A 16,133-nucleotide genomic window follows, 5' to 3' on the forward strand; every position below is an offset into this window, starting at 1 on the left:
ACGACTGAAATCGACCTCCACCGAAGCGGCGTTGCACCCAGAATTCTCCCAGGTTGTGCCGATACGGTGGCGCGGTGAGTTCCGTGTCCACCGCAACGCCGCGGTCCACCGCAGCCCCGCGCCGTCTGTCGGCGCCGCGTGCGGGTGCCGTGGTCGCGGCCGTGGCGGCATGTGTGAGCGCTGTCGTGATCTTCGTGATCGCGGTGCGGACCTCTACCGGACAGTACGTCGATCAGCGCGTCCTCGAGTACGCGCGCGAACTCCCGTCGGTCACCCCGATGCCGGTCGGGCTGCGCGTGCCGATCGTGTCCAATCCGCTGCTGTGGACTCTGGGTGCGGTGGCGGTCGTCGCTCTCGTCCAGTCGGGGACCATCCTTTGCCGCCGGTCGCCGAGCGGTTGGGGCCGGCGGGCGTCGTCGACCGCACTGCTGTTGTTGTTCCCGCCGGCGGCCATCCTCGTTGTCCGCGCCCTGCGTGACGGCCTGCCCCGTCCGCAACTGCACGAGTGGATCGCCGAGACTGCGAACTCCGCGCCCAGCGGGCACGCCGCCGCGGTGACGTCGTTGGTGGCCGTGCTCGTCCTCGCCGCCCCGCCGGTACTGCGGCCCGCGGTGGCCGCGATCGGCGGAACATGGTCGGCGGTCATCTGTTTCGGGCTCGTCGCCTCGGGCTGGCATCGTCCGGGTGATGTGCTCATCTCGGCCCTGCTGGTGGTCGGGGCCGCAGTCCTCCTCCCCGACCCCCACCGCGCATCCACCACCCCGATGCCCCGCGGCACATGGATCGCGGTGGCCGCGGTGATCACTCTGGCGGCGCCCACGATCCTCGCCCTGTACTACCCGCGGCCCGAGCAGGTGGTGATCGCGGCGGCGATCGCCTTGGGGGTCGGACTCTCACTGGGAACCCTGGTGGGCGTCACCGACGGTGCGCGCTCTCCGGCGCGGATGCGCTCGTTAAGCTGGGGGGGTGTCCGACACTCCGATCACGTTGTACCCCTCGGGTTCGAGTTCGATGCTCACCAAGGAGATCGTGTGGTCACGAGGGACTCCCGCCCCTGACACCGCGGCGGACGCCGTGTCGGCGACGCCGGGCTCCGATAGCGGCGAGCCGCTCGACCGGGACCAACTGACCGCGCTGGCGATCGGCGCACACATGTCGCTGGCCCACGGGTGGGCGCACGACACCCTCGACATCCCCGCCGACGCCGCGGCGGCGCGCCGCGACATCGACCAATGGTGGGGCATCAGCAGCGGCGCCGATGCGCGCAAGGTGATCGGCCTGCTGCTCGACGGAATGCACAGCGCGGCCTACGAGGTGGCCTATCCGCTGGTCGATCAGGTGGTGAGAAAGGCCGACGGCCACCAGCCGAGCGTTCACCGCGAGTTCCTGCGGTTGCGTGCGGCCACCCGTGGCCTGTACCCGGAGTACTGGGCCGACGCCTATGACACCCTGCTGACGCTGCGTACCTCGAACACGCTTCGCGCTTCGTATGTGGACGCGGGATTTCCGACGCACGTCCGATCGTGGGATCTGGGGCGAATCCAGTTCGTGGTGCGCACAAGCCTCAAGGCCGGCCACATCGAGCGCGACGAATGCTGGCCGATGCTGCTGGCGTCGCTCTCGTCGGCGCGCGGCTATTACGCGAACTGGCGGCAGTTCGCCCACGGCGTGGTCATGGGACGCGCCTTCTGGATGGCGGGCCAGGCGATGCCCGACGCCAAGGACGCCGCCCTGCTCGCGGGCAACTGGGTGAATGCGCTGCTCGCGCGGCCCGCCAGTCCGTGGCGGCTGTTGTCACTCCGTTCGGGGGAGGAAGAGTCGCTCCAGGGCGGCTGAGACCGCCTGCTCGTCGAGCACACCGGCGTCACGGGCGTTCTTGAGCGCTTGATAGCGGCCGAACTCCTCGAGTACGTCATCGTCGGTCGCGGATTCTCTGCTCGACTGCCCTTCTTCGGCGAAGTCGCGGGTGCGCCAGTAGACGCGCTGATTCACCCGCTCGATCGCCTGCCGGCTTCCGACGAAGATCTTGGTCCACGCCTCGTAATCGTGCAGCGCCAGAATCCAATTCCCGTTGTCTTCGCCCCCGTTGGCGATGTCGAGAACCGCGAGCAACGGAATCTCGAAGGCATACCCACCCGAGGTCGAATCGACGTGGACGATGCGCTGCGTGGTGACCGCCAGGTGGCCCCACGACCCCCGGATCCACGCGCGCTCGACGGTGAGCACCAATTCGTCGTCGCGCAGGTAGGACACCAGGCGCCGCCCATCGGCCTCGAGGTCGCGCAACCACCACATGGCGGCGGTGATGTCGGGTCGCGAGGTGGACGGCAAGCCGAAACTCGCCGCGCACCGCGGATCGCGCGGTTCGGTCGGCACCAGGGGGGTCTCGGTCCGGGGTGACTCTGTCATCGGACTCGACAATAGACGGCATCGCACCGCGCCACGTCGCCACCGTCGATCATGCGATGCACTCGTATCGAATCGGACAATCGCGACCAAGTTCGCATCGTCTGCACGCGGGTGAATTCCTTCCTAAGGTAAAGCAGGGTTAACCACCCGTAACCGGATTGCCCGCCACCCGCGGGCATCCGTCATCACGTGTACCTGCAAACCATCCGGGTACCGCACGCACGATCCCGCACCCATCGGGTTTCAGCGAAAGGACGACCGCCACATGGCCACTACCCAGGAAACTTCGGCCGGAGAGACACCGAACTCGCTCGGTTCGAACCTCAAACCCCGGCACATCACCATGATCTCGATCGCCGGAGTGATCGGAGCCGGACTCTTTGTCGGTTCGGCCAATGCCATCGAGAAGGCGGGGCCCGCCGTACTCATCTCCTACGCGATGGCCGGCGCCCTGGTGGTGCTGGTGATGCGGATGCTCGGTGAGATGGCCACCGCCAACCCCGACACCGGATCGTTCTCCGTGTACGCCGACCGCGCCCTGGGCCGGTGGGCGGGCTTCTCGGTGGGGTGGCTGTACTGGTGGTTCTGGGTACTCGTGATCCCGGTGGAGGCAACTGCAGCGGCAGCGATCCTGACCGACCTGGTTGGTGGTGCTCAATGGATTTGGGCGCTGGCGGTGACGTTGCTGCTGACCGTCACCAACCTCGCGAGTGTCGGCAACTACGGAGAGTTCGAATTCTGGTTCGCGCTCATCAAGGTGGTCGCGATCGTCGCGTTCATCCTCGTCGGTGTAGCCGCGATGCTCGGCTGGTTCCCGGATTCCGAGGTCAGCGGCATCAGCCACTTGTGGGAGCCGGATGGCTTCATGCCCAACGGCTTCGGTGCGGTGATCGCCGGCATGCTCATCACGATGTTCTCGTTCATGGGCACCGAGATCGTGACCATCGCCGCGGCGGAGTCACCCGAACCCGAGAAAGGCATCACCAAGGCGGTGAACTCCGTGATCTGGCGGATCTCGCTGTTCTATCTCGGTTCGATCTTCGTCATCGTGGCGCTGATGCCCTATAACCAGCTGGAGAACGGGTCATACCAGTCGGTGCTGCAGGCCATCGGGATTCCCGGGTCGAAGGTGATCATGGACATCGTCATCCTGACGGCGGTGGCCTCATGTCTGAACTCCGCGCTGTACACCGCGTCGAGGATGCTGTTCTCGCTGGGCAGCCGCCACGACGCCCCGCAGGTGGTGCGCACGCTGACCCCCAATGGCGTGCCGTGGGTGGCGGTGCTGCTGTCGATGGTGGTGGGATTCCTCGCGGTGATCGGCAATTATGTGTTGCCCGACAAGATCTTTGCGTGGCTGCTGGCCACCAGTGGCGCGATCGCGCTATTTGTGTACCTGACGATTGCGGCCAGCCAGTTGGTCCTGGGCCGCACACTGCGCCACGAGGGTCATCGGCCGCCGGTGCGCATGTGGCTGTTCCCGTATCTGACCGGTGCGGTCATTACGTTCATCCTCGCCGTCCTGATCCTGATGATCTTCGACAACAATCAGCGTCAGGCGATCGTGTTCTCGGCGATCTCCGCGGTCATCATCGTCGCAGCCGGGATCGTCGTGCAGCGTCGCAGCAGCGATCCGCACCCGGTGGCACCGGTCGGCTGACCTCGTCATTCGGACGACGGTCTCGCCGACACGCCGACCCGCTCGTACAATCGAGCTATGGACGGTCCGCGAGATCGTCAACCGGCACCCTGGTCGTATCGGCCGCCGATCACCACAGGTGTGGCACTGACCATCCGAAAACATCCGGTCAACTTCGGGATCGGCATGCGCCCGTACGTGATGGTGGACGGATGGCAAATGCCCAGCGCGCGTTGGGGTCTCAACGTGATCCCGTTGCCGCCCGGCCCGCACCGGATCTACGTGCACATCCCGTCGCTCTCCGTGAACGACGTCGGGCTGTACAAGATCGGGCGCGCCGAGACGTGGGCGACGGTGTACCCGAACCGGATGACCGAACTCGAGTACCGGATGCCGCTCTGGATGTACCACTACCGCGGTGCGCTCGGCCCGCCTCCCCAGCAGTACAAGGGCGTCGCCGTGTTCGTGGTGGCCAACACCATCGGACTGACTCTGTTGTTGCTGTTCCTTGTCGCCGTGATCGTGTCGCTCGTATGACGAGCCGGATCCTGCGGGTGAAGGACTCCGTCGCGACCACCCGCCCACGTCACGCGTCGGCGAGGGCCGCCGGAGGACGGCAGCACGTCTGGCAGGCCCCGAACGTGCGCCGACATCGCACTGCTTTGCGATGTCGGCGCCCCCGACAACTCGGTCCGAAACCCACACTTCTGATACCGTCGGTATCGAGTCTATGTCCCACAATGGTCCCGTGACGCAGAATTCGTCAAGCTCCGCCGACCCGGCTGTGCCGATCCGACGTCGGCCTCGGCGCGATGACGTGCGCAACGACATCCGGGCCGCGGCCCGCGAGGTGTTCCTCGAGCAGGGCTATGCGGGCGCGTCGCTGGACGCGATCGCCAAACGGGCGGGTTTCTCCAAGGGAGCCGTCTACTCCAACTTCGCCGGCAAGGGCGATCTGTTCCTGGATTTGGCGGCGTCGCTGTTCGCCGAACGATCCGAGATGCTCACCGCCGCGGGACAGGTCCCGGTCCAGACCACCGCCGACCTGGAATCGGCCGTGCACGGCCTCTCGGTGACGCTGCTCAAATCGGTCCGCGACGGGTTTCGCAGCAATGTGCTCTTCGCCGAGTTCCGCGCGGCGTGCGACCGCGATCCGGAACTCCTTGTTGCCTACACCGCACTGCGCACGCGGCTGGCCGATTCACTCGCCGACGCGGTGGCGCAGACGGCGACTGCCCGCGGACTGAAACTGACGGTGCCATCGCACGACGTCGCGGTGCTCGTGCTGGCGGTGATCAACGGGCTCTCACTCGAGCACGTCGGTCACGAGAATGAGCGGGTGATCGAGGCGGACACGCTCACCACGGTGCTGATGTCATTGATCACGCCGGCGTAGCCGCGGCGTCGGTCAGTTTCCAGGCCGCGCCCGCCTCCTGTTGCGCCCAGAATTGCGCGAATCTGCCGCCTGCTGCCAGCAGTTCGTCGGGTGAGCCGCTTTCGACCACCCGTCCGTCGTCGAGCACCAGAACGTGGTCGGCGCGGCGGATACCCGGGCGACGGTGGGCCACGATGATCCTGGTCCGCTCGCGACGCTCGGGGGTGAGGGCATCGTCGGTGTCGGAGAGGGCGTCGACGATGGCACGTTCGTTCTCGTTGTCGAGTGCGCTGGTCGCCTCGTCGATCAGTAGCACCGGAGCGGGTTTGAGCAGTGCGCGTGCGATGCTGACGCGTTGACGCTCACCGCCCGACAGCGCCGACCCGCCCTCGCCGACGCGGGCGCCGAGTCCGCCGGGCACGCGGGCGGTGATCTCGTCGACCCGCGCGCTGGTCGCCGCGGCGGATGCGCGCTGCGGCGACGCGGCCGGATCGCCGGCGAGGATGTTCTCCTCGATGGTGCCGTCGAACAGGTACGGCTCCTGGAACACCACGCTGGTCAGGGCGCGACGGGTGTGCAGGTCGAGGGTGGACGCGTCGACGCCGTCGATGAGGATGCGGCCCGCGGTGGGTTCCTGGAGTCCGGCGATGAGCGCAAGGATGGTGCTCTTGCCCGAGCCGGAGGGACCGATGACGGCGGTGGTGGTACCTGGTTCGACGACGAGGCTCAGGTCGGTGAGAACGGGGCGGTCGGGGTCGCCGTACTGGAATCCGACGTTCTCGAATTCGATGCGCGGCGCGCGTGGGCCGTCGGGCAGCGCGGCGACGCCGTCACCGACGGCGGGTGCGGCGAGCACCGCGCCGATCCGGCGCAGCGTGAGCCGGGTGGCCTCGAGGCCTGCTCCGAGTTCGGCCAGCGATGTGAGCGGCTCGATGTAGCGCACCGCCACCACGATCAGGGCGACCGCCTCGGCCACCGACAGCCGGTCGCTCACCGTGAGCCAGACGGTGGTGACGGCGAGCGCGAACAGGACGAGCTGGCTGACGACGGAGAACAGTACCTGCCCGGGAACCTGCAGGGTGAGCAGCCGCAGGGTGGCCGCGTGCTGATGGGAGATCGCGGCTTCGGCCAGGCCCCGCTCGGTGCCCACGCGGCGGGCGACGCGCAGCGCGGGCTGGGTGCGACCGAATTCGATCACCCGTTCGGTGAGGTCGACGTTGGCCGCGTCGACGGCCTCGTCGGCGCGTCGGCTCATGGCTGCCGAACCCCACAGGGCGACGAGCATCACCGGCACCCCGGCCAGCGCCACCAGAGCCAGTTGCCACGAGATGCCCAGCAGCGCAACGGCGATCGCGATCGGCAGCAGGATGGCGCTGAGTAGCGGGACCACCAGGTAGACGACGACGCCCACCAGGTCGGGGCCGGTGGCGGCGATGGCTTGGCGTGCGGTGGCGGTGTTGCCGGCGGTGAACCAGGTGAGCCGGACTCGTGAAAGACGTTCGGCCACCGTGTGTTGTCCGCCGTTGAGCAGGCTGAAACCGAGGTCGAAGGAGACTCGGGACGCGGCCCAGTCGACGGCCCATCCGAGCAGGGTGGCCAGGGTGAGTCCGCCGAGCCAGCCCAGTGCGGCGCCGTGGCGGCCGTCGACGAGTGCGGCGATGAGCGGGACGAGCAGCACCACACCGACGGCGCGCACGATCACCGAGATCACCGCCAGCACGCTGAAGGTGCGGACGGCGGGTTTGCTGCCGTCGAGCAGGAGGGTCAGCAAAGTGCGCAGCGCGTTGGTCCGCGGGGCTGGGTTCGTCATCGGGAGACTCCTGCGGTGGTGGCGTCGGGGTGCGGCGCGGGGTGCTCCGTCGATTCCCATAGCTCTCGGTATCGCCCGGACACAGCGAGAAGGTCAGTGTGCGTTCCGCTTTCGGCGATGCGCCCGGAGTCGAGCACCACGATGCGGTCGGCGTCGACCACCGTGTGCAGCCGGTGCGCGATCACCAGGACGGTGCGGTCGGCGGCCAGCCGGCTCAGCGACTGTTGCACCAGGTACTCCGATTCGGGGTCGGCGAAGGCGGTGGCCTCGTCGAGGATCAGCACAGGGGCGTCGGCGAGGAGGGCGCGGGCGATGGTGAGTCGTTGGCGTTCGCCGCCCGACAGCGCGGCGTCGGGTCCGAGTTCGGTGTCGTAGCCGTGGGGCATGCGGCTAATGCGGTCGTGGATGTTCGCGGCGCGCGCGGCCGCCTCGATGGCCTCGCGCGGCGCGTCGGGGACGGCGAGGGCGATGTTCTCGGCGACGGTACCGGTGACGAGCTGGGTGTCCTGGAATACGAAGCCGATGTGCCGGTAGAGCTCGTCGGAGGTCATCGCGCGGATGTCGCGGTGGCCGATGCGGATGGAACCGGCGTCGACGTCGTGGAAACGGGCCAGCAGCGCGGCGAGCGTCGACTTGCCCGAGCCGGAGGGTCCGACCAGCGCGGTGACGGTGCCGGGTGCGAGCTGCAGCGAGATGTCGTGCAGGACGGGGACGTCGGGGCGGTATCCGAAGGTGACGTGGTCGAAGGTGACGGTGTCGGGTTCCGGGGTGTCCGGTTGTGGCGTGTCGTCGCGGGTTTCGAGTTCGGGTTCGTCGAGAGTGTTCTGGATGTCGCGGGCGGCGGTCATACCGGTGCGCAGCCCGGCGAGGCCGTATCCGATGCCGAGGAGTCGTGCGCCAAAGGTGGTGCCCAGCAACAGGAAGGGCAGCAGGTCCACCGGGGCCGCCCACCCCCAGATGACGAAGAATGTGCCGACCGCCGCGATGAGCCACAGGAATGTGGTGGGTCGGGTGACGAGGTCCATCAGGGTCTTGGCCCGGATGAAGGGGCGCTGCCAGTTGTCGAGGAACTCGATGTACTCGTCGAGGTTGCGGCGGAAGCTCGACGACATGGTGCCGCCGAACACCCGGATCACCGGCTGCGCCTCGAGATACGACGCGGCCTCGCCGTTCATGCGGTCAACCCACTTCTGCGACAAGGGGATCTTGGCGCCGGACTGGATCATCATGCGGTACATGGTGAGGATGTAGGCGAGGACGGGAATGAACAGGAACAGCGCGATGCCCCAGTCGACGGTGAAGAGGTAGATCAGCACCGCGATGGGTGCGACCACCGCGGCCACCGCGTCGAGCACCGCGTGGGTGACGAGGTAGTGCAGCGAGAGGGTGTTGTCGGCGACGAGGGTCTTGATGGTGCCCGCGTTGCGATCGGTGAACCAGCCCAACGGAAGTCGGGAGAGTTTGCCGATCAGTCGTTGTCGCAGATCGCGGGCGAAGCGTCCGTCGACGGCGTGCAGCCAGGCCAGTAGGGCTGCGTCGAGCAGGGCGCCGGCGACGAGGAAGATCAGCGCGAGGATGCCCACGGTCCACAGTTGGGCGGTGTCGGCGCCGGCGAGGAGTCGGCGCGCGAGTTCGACCAGCAGGACGTACGGGGCCAGCTGCACCAGGGTGACGACGGCCTGCAGGATGCCGGCCACGATGAGGGTTCCCTTGAGGGGAGCCAGGAGTCGGCCTGCGGCGGCGGACCGCCAGCGGCTGGTGGTTTCGACAGGCTCAACCAGCGGGGGGACGGGCTCGGCCGGCGACGAGGGCGGCTCGGCCGGCGGGGGGGTGGTTTCGACAGGCTCAACCAGCGAAGGAACGGGCTCGGCCAGCGGGGGGACGGGCTCGGCCGGCGGGGGGGTGGTTTCGACAGGCTCAACCAGCGGAGGGACGGGCTCGGCCGGCGACGAGGGCGGCTCGGCCGGCGGGGGGGTGGTTTCGACAGGCTCAACCAGCGAAGGGACGGGCTCGGCCAGCGAGCTGGGGTCGCGTTCCTTGCCCATCGCCTTGCCTTGCGCCCAGTACGCCTGGACGTGGGTTTCGGCGCGGGGGAAGCCGAACTCCTTGAATCGTTTGCGAATCTCCTTGAGCGAGTTCGACTCCGGCCCCGCCCAGGCGTACCAGTCCGACCAGTCCCGGGCTTCCAGCGCGGTGGCGAGCGATGCCGCGTCGGCGCGATGCACCCAGTGGACACGCAACCGCGGGTGGGTGGCGAGGGGGAGCTCGCGGTCGGCGGGCTCGTGCTCCTCGAGGTAGAGCTCGATGGGTGTCTGCGCGGGGACCGCCGGGATGATCGAATTGATCGCCGGTATGGAGGCGGAGTCGCCGATCAACAGGTACCCAGCCGGTCCGTCGACAGTCGGGATGTCCAGCGGCATCGAGCTCATGTAGACCATCGAGAGCGTCTGGCCGGGTTGTGCCTGCGTCGCCCAGCTCGATGCGGGGCCGGCGGGTTGGTGCAGAACGAAGTCGATCGCGAAGGTCCGGGCGTCGGGATCGCATTCGGAGAAGGTGTAGCCGCGCTGGGATTCCTTGCCGTCGTCGTGCGGAAACCACCCGCGAACCCACGTGGTGGGACCCGCGACCACTTCGTCGAACAGCGTGTCGGAGTGGAAGCGGACGCGGATGCAGTGGCTGGTCACCGATTCGGTGCCGGTCACCGTCGCACTGTGGTCGCGCGCGCCGAACGCGCGCATCATCGCCCCCGAGAATCCGCGTGACATCGATGCCTCCGATCGTCGTGTCCGCCCGGCTCACACCGACGTTACGAAGGCTAACCTAACAAATCTGTCGTGCCACCGGCAGCTCGGTGAGTGCACGCCGACTCTGCCCGAGCCTGTTACCGCGTCGGGCGAGGCTCCCGATCGTGGACGTCGCCGTCGTCGGGTAGCGCCACGATGCGCAGCGCGTCCTGCAGTTTGCGCGCGGTGACCCGCCACGCTTCCTCCTCGTGGCGGCATGCGGCGGCTTCCTCCGGGTCGCCGGCGGCGTCGGCGGCGCGCGCCGACTTCATCCACTCGAGGTACTGCTCCTGGGTGGTGCGGAAGTACCGCAGGATGGCCGAGCGGTCGAAGCGGCAGATGGTCGCGACGTCGTGCGCGTCGAGTGACTGTCCGTCTTCATCGAGGACGATGAGCGTCTGCAGCTCGTCGGGCAGCTGATCGTCGTCGGTGCTGGTCGGTTCGGGTGCGTCGGCCCCCTTGATCGCGGCGACGATGTCGGGTGCGGCGTCGTGCATGAAGCCGAGCCAGCGCGCGAGCGCCGACACCAGGTTCTCGCGGCAGAACGCACGCATCTCGACGGTGAGGAACACCATCACCGTGGACTGATGCAGGACCAATTTGATGCCGGTCCAACCGACCGCCTCGGCGGCGATGAACTCGGCGGCCGCCGCAGCGTCGGGCACCTCGTCGACGAGCGTGCCGAAGAACTCGATCGCCGGGTCGTCGGCCATGACGTGCAGCCACGACCGGAGCTCACCCGTGGGCAGCGGGATGTCGCCGTCCTCGTCGAGCACGATGGTGCCTCCGGCGATCTCCTCGAGAGCGCCGACCACCAAGCGCAGCAGGTGATCTCGCGATTCGGGGACCACACCGATCGAGACGACCGGTTCCACCGGCGCGGGCTCCGGCTGCGCGAGGAACGCCGGGTGCACCACTTCCCAGATCTCGCGAAGCGCGGCGACGGCGACCTGCGCGAGCTCGTCGACCCGCCGACGGGAGACCTCGTAGATGGTCCGGCCGTCACGCAGAACTCGCCAGCCCGCTTTGCCCGCGGCCTCGATGGGCGTTGGGGACTCGCCGGGCGCCGAGAGCAGATCGACGGTGCGGATGGTGGCGCGCAGGCGGTGGGCGCGTGTGGCGGTGAAGGTGAGGGTTGCGTGCGAGCCCTCGTGGACCTCGCGCGACTGCTCGACGACGACCTCGTCTCCGGGTTCGAGGCCGACGAGGCGGTCGGCGAGTTCACCACGGAAGGTGCGCCACGCACCCTCGACGGAGGTATCGAAGTCAATGTTGGCCATGACCTCCCCCTTTCTGCGTCAGGCGTCCACCGGCATACCGGAGAATCACCCTTTCAACTGCAGATTAGGCGCATGGTCTGACAAATCGGGTCACGCGCCCAGAGGTTGGATCACGAGTAGGCGAACTGCCGCACGCCACGGAACACCTCACCCCTCTTTCAACGCTGTCAGTGCTGCTCGCGTGTACCGAGCGGTGAGGTGTCTCTGTCGTGGCCGTCAGTAGAAGATGCGGTGGTTGAACTCGGTTCCTGTTCTGGCGCAATGGTCTTCGTAGAGGTGCACGAAGCTCCAGATGTCCATCGTGTTGTTGAGCGTGTCGTCGTCGTTGAGGAACTCGATCGAACCCTCGATGGTGAAGTAGATCTCGGTGTCCGCGAACAGGTGCAGGGTGTGGATGGTGCCCGGGCTCTCGCGCACGTAGTCGCCGGGGGTGGCCATCCAGTCGTATTCGAAGTAGTGCCACCTGCCCTTGGTGGTGACGGCGGCGACGGCACCGCGATGGCGATGCTTGCCGAGCATCGCGTCCTCCGCGGAACGCAGTCCCACCACGAACTGCCCGCTGCGGTTGTCGGCGCGCAGCATCTTCAGCTCGAGAGCACCGACCCACGGGAACCAGGGCACCTCGTCCCCGGAGACGTAACGATCCTCGGCCGCATAGCGTTCGACAACGGCCAGTTCGGCGCGTTCGAGCTCGGTGAGGTTGCTGACGTTGCCCGGATTGGTGGCGGTGACCGACATGGTGAACTCCTCTGAAAACGTAGATTCTGGTGCTGGTCGCCCGGTGCGTGGGCCGCCTCGCGACGACGGTGACCATCGTCACTCTGCACTGGCATAATGGCGTCGGCCACTGGGCATCTTGTTCAAAACTTGTACAATCAACAGTCGCGCTGACCCCGCCGACAACGCAGCCGCCCTTACCATCGCCGGGCCGGAAGTCAGCGGGAGGTGAATATGCCGTCGTCCACACACGGCGATCTCGATCGGCCGATCAGAACCGACATCGTCAAGTCGTGGCAGCGTTCCCGACAGAACGGGGTCGACGTCGCGCGGCTCGACGTCGCGCGGACCGACGTGGATTTCGAGTCCGGCTTCATCGCTGCGGGCGCCCCGGTGCTGTTGTCGATGACCGATCTGCTGGCGGGAACCTCTACGTCGTTGGCCCTCGCGGACCCGTCGGGAGTGGTGACCTGGCGTTGGGAATCGGATTCCAGGATCACCACGTTGCTGGATCGCTCCGAGTTCGAGTTGGGGTCACAGTTCGCCGAGCAACAGGCCGGCACCAACGGAATCGGTCTGGCGATCGCGGACCGTCGGCCGGTGACCGTCATCGGCACCGAGCACTACAAGCAGTTGTGGCACGACTGGGCGTGTTTCGCAGCACCCGTGGCCAACCCCATCACCGGTCAGATCGCGGGATTGGTGAACATCGCGTGTCGGGTCGAGGACGCCAACCATTTCCTGTCGGTGGCGTTGCGGTCGCTCGCATCCGGAATCAGTTCCGCCATAAGAGACTCGGCCACGCCGCGGCAACATCAGCTTCTCGACATGTGTCTGCGATTCCGGTCCGCGACGACGAGGCCGGTCATTGCGCTCGACGCCGCGATGATGCTCGTCGACGACAAGGTGGCGGCCCTTCACCTCGATCGTGCACGGGTCTGGTCCGCCGTTCTCGAGGCGGGACCGCACGCGCGTCGAATCACGCTGCCCGGCAACCTGACTGCTGACATGTATCGGGTCGCAGATCAGTCGCTGTCCCATGGGGTGATCCTGATGCTCGCCGGTGGTCCGGCGACGCTGTCGTCGGGTCCCGACCTCACGGCGCACGACCCGGACGCCCTGCCGTCATCGTTCGCGCCGGGTAGCCGGCTGGAGCGGGCGGAGGCCGACGTCATTCGCGACGTGCTGCACGAATGCGACGGTAATAAGTCGGAAACAGCTGAGCGACTGGGTATTTCGCGCGGAACGTTGTACCAACGCCTGCGTCGGTACCACATCGACGGCTGACGAGTGTGCAAAGTTTGCACAGTCGTCGGAGAGAGGACTCCTTTCCTCCGGAGCACGAACCACGATGGCGAGCAGCGCCACAAGGCGTGTGTGACCGTAGAGGAGTAGCCCATGTCGACGTTTGCCAAAGAACTCTTCGCCGGAAAGACCGCGGTGGTCACCGGCGGGACATCGGGACTGGGTGCGGGTACCGCGCGATACCTCGCCGAACTCGGAGCGAGTGTCTACGCCGTCGGACTCGGTGCCGATGAAGCCGGCTTTCCCGACGGCCTCGACGTTCAGGTCCGCGAAGTGGATGTGACCAACGATGCCGATCTGACCGGGCTGTTCGCCGAACTCGACGCACTCGACATTCTCATGCCCGCCGCCGGAATCAGCATGGGTGAGCGCGAACTGGAATGGGGACCGTTCAACAAGGTGCTCTCGATCCAACTCGCCGGGGTGTACCGCACGATCCAACTGGGGCATGACCTGCTCGCGAAGAACGGCGGATCGGTGGTGAACGTCGCGTCGATGTATTCGTTCTTCGGTGGCGGCACACGTGCCGCCTACGCCGCGGCGAAGAGCGGAATTGCGCAGCTGACCCGCTCCCTCGCCGAGGCTTACGCTCCCGACCACATTCGAGTCAACGCCATTGCTCCCGGCTGGATCGACACGCCGCTGCTGGCGCCGTTGAAGGCCGACGCCCAACTCAACGACCGCATCCTCTCCCGCACACCGATGGGCCGTTACGGAGCCCCGGAGGAGATCGGCAAGGTCACCGCATTCCTGTCCTCGGATGCGGCGTCGTTCATCACCGGGGTGGTGCTTCCGGTCGACGGCGGCTACTTGGTGACCGGCATCTGATCGAAGCAGCACGTATCGGCGTGCCGGTGAGCGGCTTCGTCGTCGAATTCGGAAACCGAAAACTGACCGGCGCACGCTCCGGGTGCACACCGCTCACGATCCGGTTGGGATCGCAATTGCGTCGTGAGAGTCGACGCGGGCGTCGGGGTCGGTGTTTACCGTCGGTGTGATCCCGGGGCTGGGCTGCGCGTGGCAAGTATGAGGTACCAAAAAGGTCAGGCCGCGCTTCCGCGGCCTGACCTTTTGTAGCGCTCTGAGCTGACCGCTCAAATGGTGGGCGAAGGGGGACTTGAACCCCCACGTCCCGAAGGACACTGGCACCTGAAGCCAGCGCGTCTGCCATTCCGCCACTCGCCCGTGGCCGCCGATCGCTCGGCGGGCATGTCGTCGGCCATGGGAACGACCAACGGACTGCAGAACGATAGCAACAATGGCCGGGCGATGTAAAACTCGACGCCAGCGGTTACGTGAACGCTGCTCGAATCGGTAAACGCTCTGGCTGCAGCCTCAGCGTATTCAGATTCGTGCCGCGTTTACCGAGTGATCGCGGCATACACCGGCGTGATACGTGTGTTGCAGAAGGTGCAGCAGTTGCTTGGAGGCGGCGTTAGCCGTCAGTATCGGTATCATCATTCAAGGTCACATGCACGGCGACACGCCACGACGAGAGTGAAGGGGGTCGACCATGGGCATCTTGCAACGATTCGAGCGCAAACTCGAAGGTGCCGTTGACGACGGCTTCGCTCGCGTTTTCGGTGGTGAGGTCGCCCCGCAGGAGATCGAGAACGGTCTGCAGCGCGAGGCGGAGGAATCCCTCGAGGACCTCGGCGACGGCGCGATCCTGGCGGCCAACAGCTACACCTTGCTGTTCAGCCCCACCGATCACGACCAGATCGCGGCCGAGTACGAACTCAACCGCAGACGGTTTTCGAAGCACCTGGAAAATTTCATCAAGGACAATGGGTGGCAGACCTATGGGAAGGTCGTCGTAGAGTTCGACCAATCGCCGTCCCTCCACACCGGGATGTTCCGAGCGCGTGGAACGGTGAACCCCGATGCCACTCCGCGGTCGGCGGACCAGAAGTCCACACCCGCCGCTGCCGCAGCAGAACAACAGTTGCAGACGCACACGAATGCACCCCGAGAAGTAGGAGCACCCGCCATGACCCACAACCCCGGATATGACCAGCGGCGGGGTCCCGAGCCCGCATACGACGACCGGGGTTACGGACAGCAGCCCGGCTACGACTACCCGCAGGGCTACGGCCAGCAGCCTGCCGAGCAGGCGCCTCAGGGTTACGGGCAGCAGCCCGGCTACGACTACCAGCAGGGCTACGGCCAGCAGGGGTACCCGCAGCAGGGTCAGCCCGGCTACGACCAGGGTTACGGCCAGCAGCCGGGCTACGACTACCGCCAGGGTGGCTACGGGCAGGGCTATCCGCAGCAGCCCGGTTATGACCAGGGCTACGGCCAGCAGCCCGGCTACGACTACCAGCAGGGCTACGGCCAGCAGGGCTACGAGCAGCCCGCCCCGCAGGGGTACGGCTACGACCAGGGTTACGGACAGCAACCCGCTTACGGCTACGACCAGAACTATGGTCGTCCCGGCGGCTACGCCCCCACCGCCATCACCCTGATCCTCGAGGACGGCAGCAACCGCACCTTCCAGTTGCGCGAGGGCTCCAACGTGATCGGCCGCGGTCAGGACGCCCAGTTCCGGCTCCCCGACACCGGCGTCTCACGCCGTCACGTGGAGATTCGCTGGGACGGCAGCACCGCCATGCTCACCGACCTCAACTCCACCAACGGCACCACCGTCAACGACGTCCAGGTGAACAGCTGGGAGCTTGCCGACGGCGATCGCATCCGCATCGGACACTCCGACATCACCGTCCGGTTCCAGTAAGGCTTCATCGGGCGGACCTGCGGCGTTGCTCGACATCTCGCCTCGTCGGCGGGATGTTGATGCGGAACTGTCACATCTGAA

Annotated in this window: 13 protein-coding genes and 1 tRNA gene; 8 read left to right on the forward strand and 6 right to left on the reverse strand. The window is 66.8% G+C overall.

The genetic code is table 11. The features are described 5' to 3' along the window. Positions 1 to 74: 74 nt before the first annotated feature. Positions 75 to 1,058, forward strand: coding sequence for a phosphatase PAP2 family protein (locus ACWDSI_RS15020; RefSeq protein ID WP_449748018.1), 984 nt, complete (start codon positions 75 to 77; stop codon positions 1,056 to 1,058). Beyond that, positions 1,030 to 1,836: a DUF1266 domain-containing protein gene (locus ACWDSI_RS15025; protein WP_449757030.1), complete on the forward strand. Its 807-nt coding sequence runs from the start codon at positions 1,030 to 1,032 to the stop codon at positions 1,834 to 1,836. Before ACWDSI_RS15020 ends, ACWDSI_RS15025 begins: the two co-directional genes overlap by 29 nt. Here the strand turns inward: ACWDSI_RS15025 and ACWDSI_RS15030 are convergent. After that, on the reverse strand, positions 1,795 to 2,409 hold the full coding sequence (locus tag ACWDSI_RS15030) for a hypothetical protein (protein ID WP_449748016.1): 615 nt from the start codon (positions 2,407 to 2,409) through the stop codon (positions 1,795 to 1,797). The genes ACWDSI_RS15025 and ACWDSI_RS15030 overlap by 42 nt on opposite strands. A gap of 265 nt (positions 2,410 to 2,674) precedes the next feature. Here ACWDSI_RS15030 and ACWDSI_RS15035 point away from each other — a divergent pair, with 265 nt between their 5' ends. From ACWDSI_RS15035 to ACWDSI_RS15045, 3 genes are all read left to right on the forward strand, one after another. Further along, on the forward strand, positions 2,675 to 4,069 hold the full coding sequence (locus ACWDSI_RS15035; protein ID WP_449748015.1) for an amino acid permease: 1,395 nt from the start codon (positions 2,675 to 2,677) through the stop codon (positions 4,067 to 4,069). A 57-nt stretch (positions 4,070 to 4,126) separates the two neighbouring features. Then, a complete protein-coding gene (locus ACWDSI_RS15040) occupies positions 4,127 to 4,585 on the forward strand; it encodes a hypothetical protein (protein WP_449757031.1) in 459 nt (152 codons plus the stop codon). Between the two features lie 211 nt (positions 4,586 to 4,796). Further along, positions 4,797 to 5,444 (forward strand): TetR/AcrR family transcriptional regulator, encoded by a 648-nt coding sequence (locus tag ACWDSI_RS15045; protein WP_449748013.1) that lies wholly within the window; start codon positions 4,797 to 4,799, stop codon positions 5,442 to 5,444. Here the strand turns inward: ACWDSI_RS15045 and ACWDSI_RS15050 are convergent. The 4 genes from ACWDSI_RS15050 to ACWDSI_RS15065 form a co-directional block, all read right to left on the reverse strand. After that, on the reverse strand, positions 5,431 to 7,233 hold the full coding sequence (locus tag ACWDSI_RS15050) for an ABC transporter ATP-binding protein (RefSeq protein ID WP_449748012.1): 1,803 nt from the start codon (positions 7,231 to 7,233) through the stop codon (positions 5,431 to 5,433). The two genes, ACWDSI_RS15045 and ACWDSI_RS15050, sit on opposite strands and share 14 nt — an antisense overlap. Further along, positions 7,230 to 9,998 (reverse strand): ABC transporter ATP-binding protein/permease, encoded by a 2,769-nt coding sequence (locus ACWDSI_RS15055; protein WP_449757032.1) that lies wholly within the window; start codon positions 9,996 to 9,998, stop codon positions 7,230 to 7,232. The genes ACWDSI_RS15050 and ACWDSI_RS15055 overlap by 4 nt, the downstream gene beginning before the upstream one ends. A 116-nt stretch (positions 9,999 to 10,114) precedes the next feature. After that, positions 10,115 to 11,296, reverse strand: a complete 1,182-nt coding sequence (locus ACWDSI_RS15060) for a T3SS (YopN, CesT) and YbjN peptide-binding chaperone 1 (protein WP_449748010.1) — start codon at positions 11,294 to 11,296, stop codon at positions 10,115 to 10,117. A gap of 216 nt (positions 11,297 to 11,512) precedes the next feature. Then, complete coding sequence (locus ACWDSI_RS15065) at positions 11,513 to 12,034, reverse strand: 2,4'-dihydroxyacetophenone dioxygenase family protein (protein WP_449748009.1); 522 nt, start codon at positions 12,032 to 12,034, stop codon at positions 11,513 to 11,515. A 213-nt stretch (positions 12,035 to 12,247) separates the two neighbouring features. Here ACWDSI_RS15065 and ACWDSI_RS15070 point away from each other — a divergent pair, with 213 nt between their 5' ends. Beyond that, positions 12,248 to 13,300, forward strand: a complete 1,053-nt coding sequence (locus ACWDSI_RS15070; protein WP_449748008.1) for a helix-turn-helix domain-containing protein — start codon at positions 12,248 to 12,250, stop codon at positions 13,298 to 13,300. A gap of 111 nt (positions 13,301 to 13,411) precedes the next feature. Then, positions 13,412 to 14,146: an SDR family NAD(P)-dependent oxidoreductase gene (locus ACWDSI_RS15075; protein WP_449757033.1), complete on the forward strand. Its 735-nt coding sequence runs from the start codon at positions 13,412 to 13,414 to the stop codon at positions 14,144 to 14,146. A 271-nt stretch (positions 14,147 to 14,417) separates the two neighbouring features. On the opposite strand, the gene ACWDSI_RS15080 is transcribed toward ACWDSI_RS15075, so the two are convergent. Beyond that, positions 14,418 to 14,503 (reverse strand) — tRNA-Leu (locus tag ACWDSI_RS15080). Positions 14,504 to 14,831: 328 nt separating this feature from the next. Between ACWDSI_RS15080 and ACWDSI_RS15085 the strand changes: the two genes are divergently transcribed. Beyond that, positions 14,832 to 16,052, forward strand: coding sequence for a DUF3662 and FHA domain-containing protein (locus ACWDSI_RS15085; RefSeq protein WP_449748006.1), 1,221 nt, complete (start codon positions 14,832 to 14,834; stop codon positions 16,050 to 16,052). Positions 16,053 to 16,133: the final 81 nt, after the last annotated feature.

The sequence above is a fragment of the Gordonia sp. NPDC003429 genome, assembly GCF_053588575.1.

Coding starts and splice junctions, on each gene's coding strand:
- ACWDSI_RS15065 (WP_449748009.1), bottom strand. CDS start 12,034: ATGTCGGTCACCGCCACCAATCCGGGCAACGTCAGCAACCTCACCGAG.
- ACWDSI_RS15060 (WP_449748010.1), bottom strand. CDS start 11,296: ATGGCCAACATTGACTTCGATACCTCCGTCGAGGGTGCGTGGCGCACC.
- ACWDSI_RS15055 (WP_449757032.1), bottom strand. CDS start 9,998: ATGTCACGCGGATTCTCGGGGGCGATGATGCGCGCGTTCGGCGCGCGC.
- ACWDSI_RS15070 (WP_449748008.1), top strand. CDS start 12,248: ATGCCGTCGTCCACACACGGCGATCTCGATCGGCCGATCAGAACCGAC.
- ACWDSI_RS15040 (WP_449757031.1), top strand. CDS start 4,127: ATGGACGGTCCGCGAGATCGTCAACCGGCACCCTGGTCGTATCGGCCG.
- ACWDSI_RS15050 (WP_449748012.1), bottom strand. CDS start 7,233: ATGACGAACCCAGCCCCGCGGACCAACGCGCTGCGCACTTTGCTGACC.
- ACWDSI_RS15030 (WP_449748016.1), bottom strand. CDS start 2,409: ATGACAGAGTCACCCCGGACCGAGACCCCCCTGGTGCCGACCGAACCG.
- ACWDSI_RS15075 (WP_449757033.1), top strand. CDS start 13,412: ATGTCGACGTTTGCCAAAGAACTCTTCGCCGGAAAGACCGCGGTGGTC.
- ACWDSI_RS15035 (WP_449748015.1), top strand. CDS start 2,675: ATGGCCACTACCCAGGAAACTTCGGCCGGAGAGACACCGAACTCGCTC.
- ACWDSI_RS15085 (WP_449748006.1), top strand. CDS start 14,832: ATGGGCATCTTGCAACGATTCGAGCGCAAACTCGAAGGTGCCGTTGAC.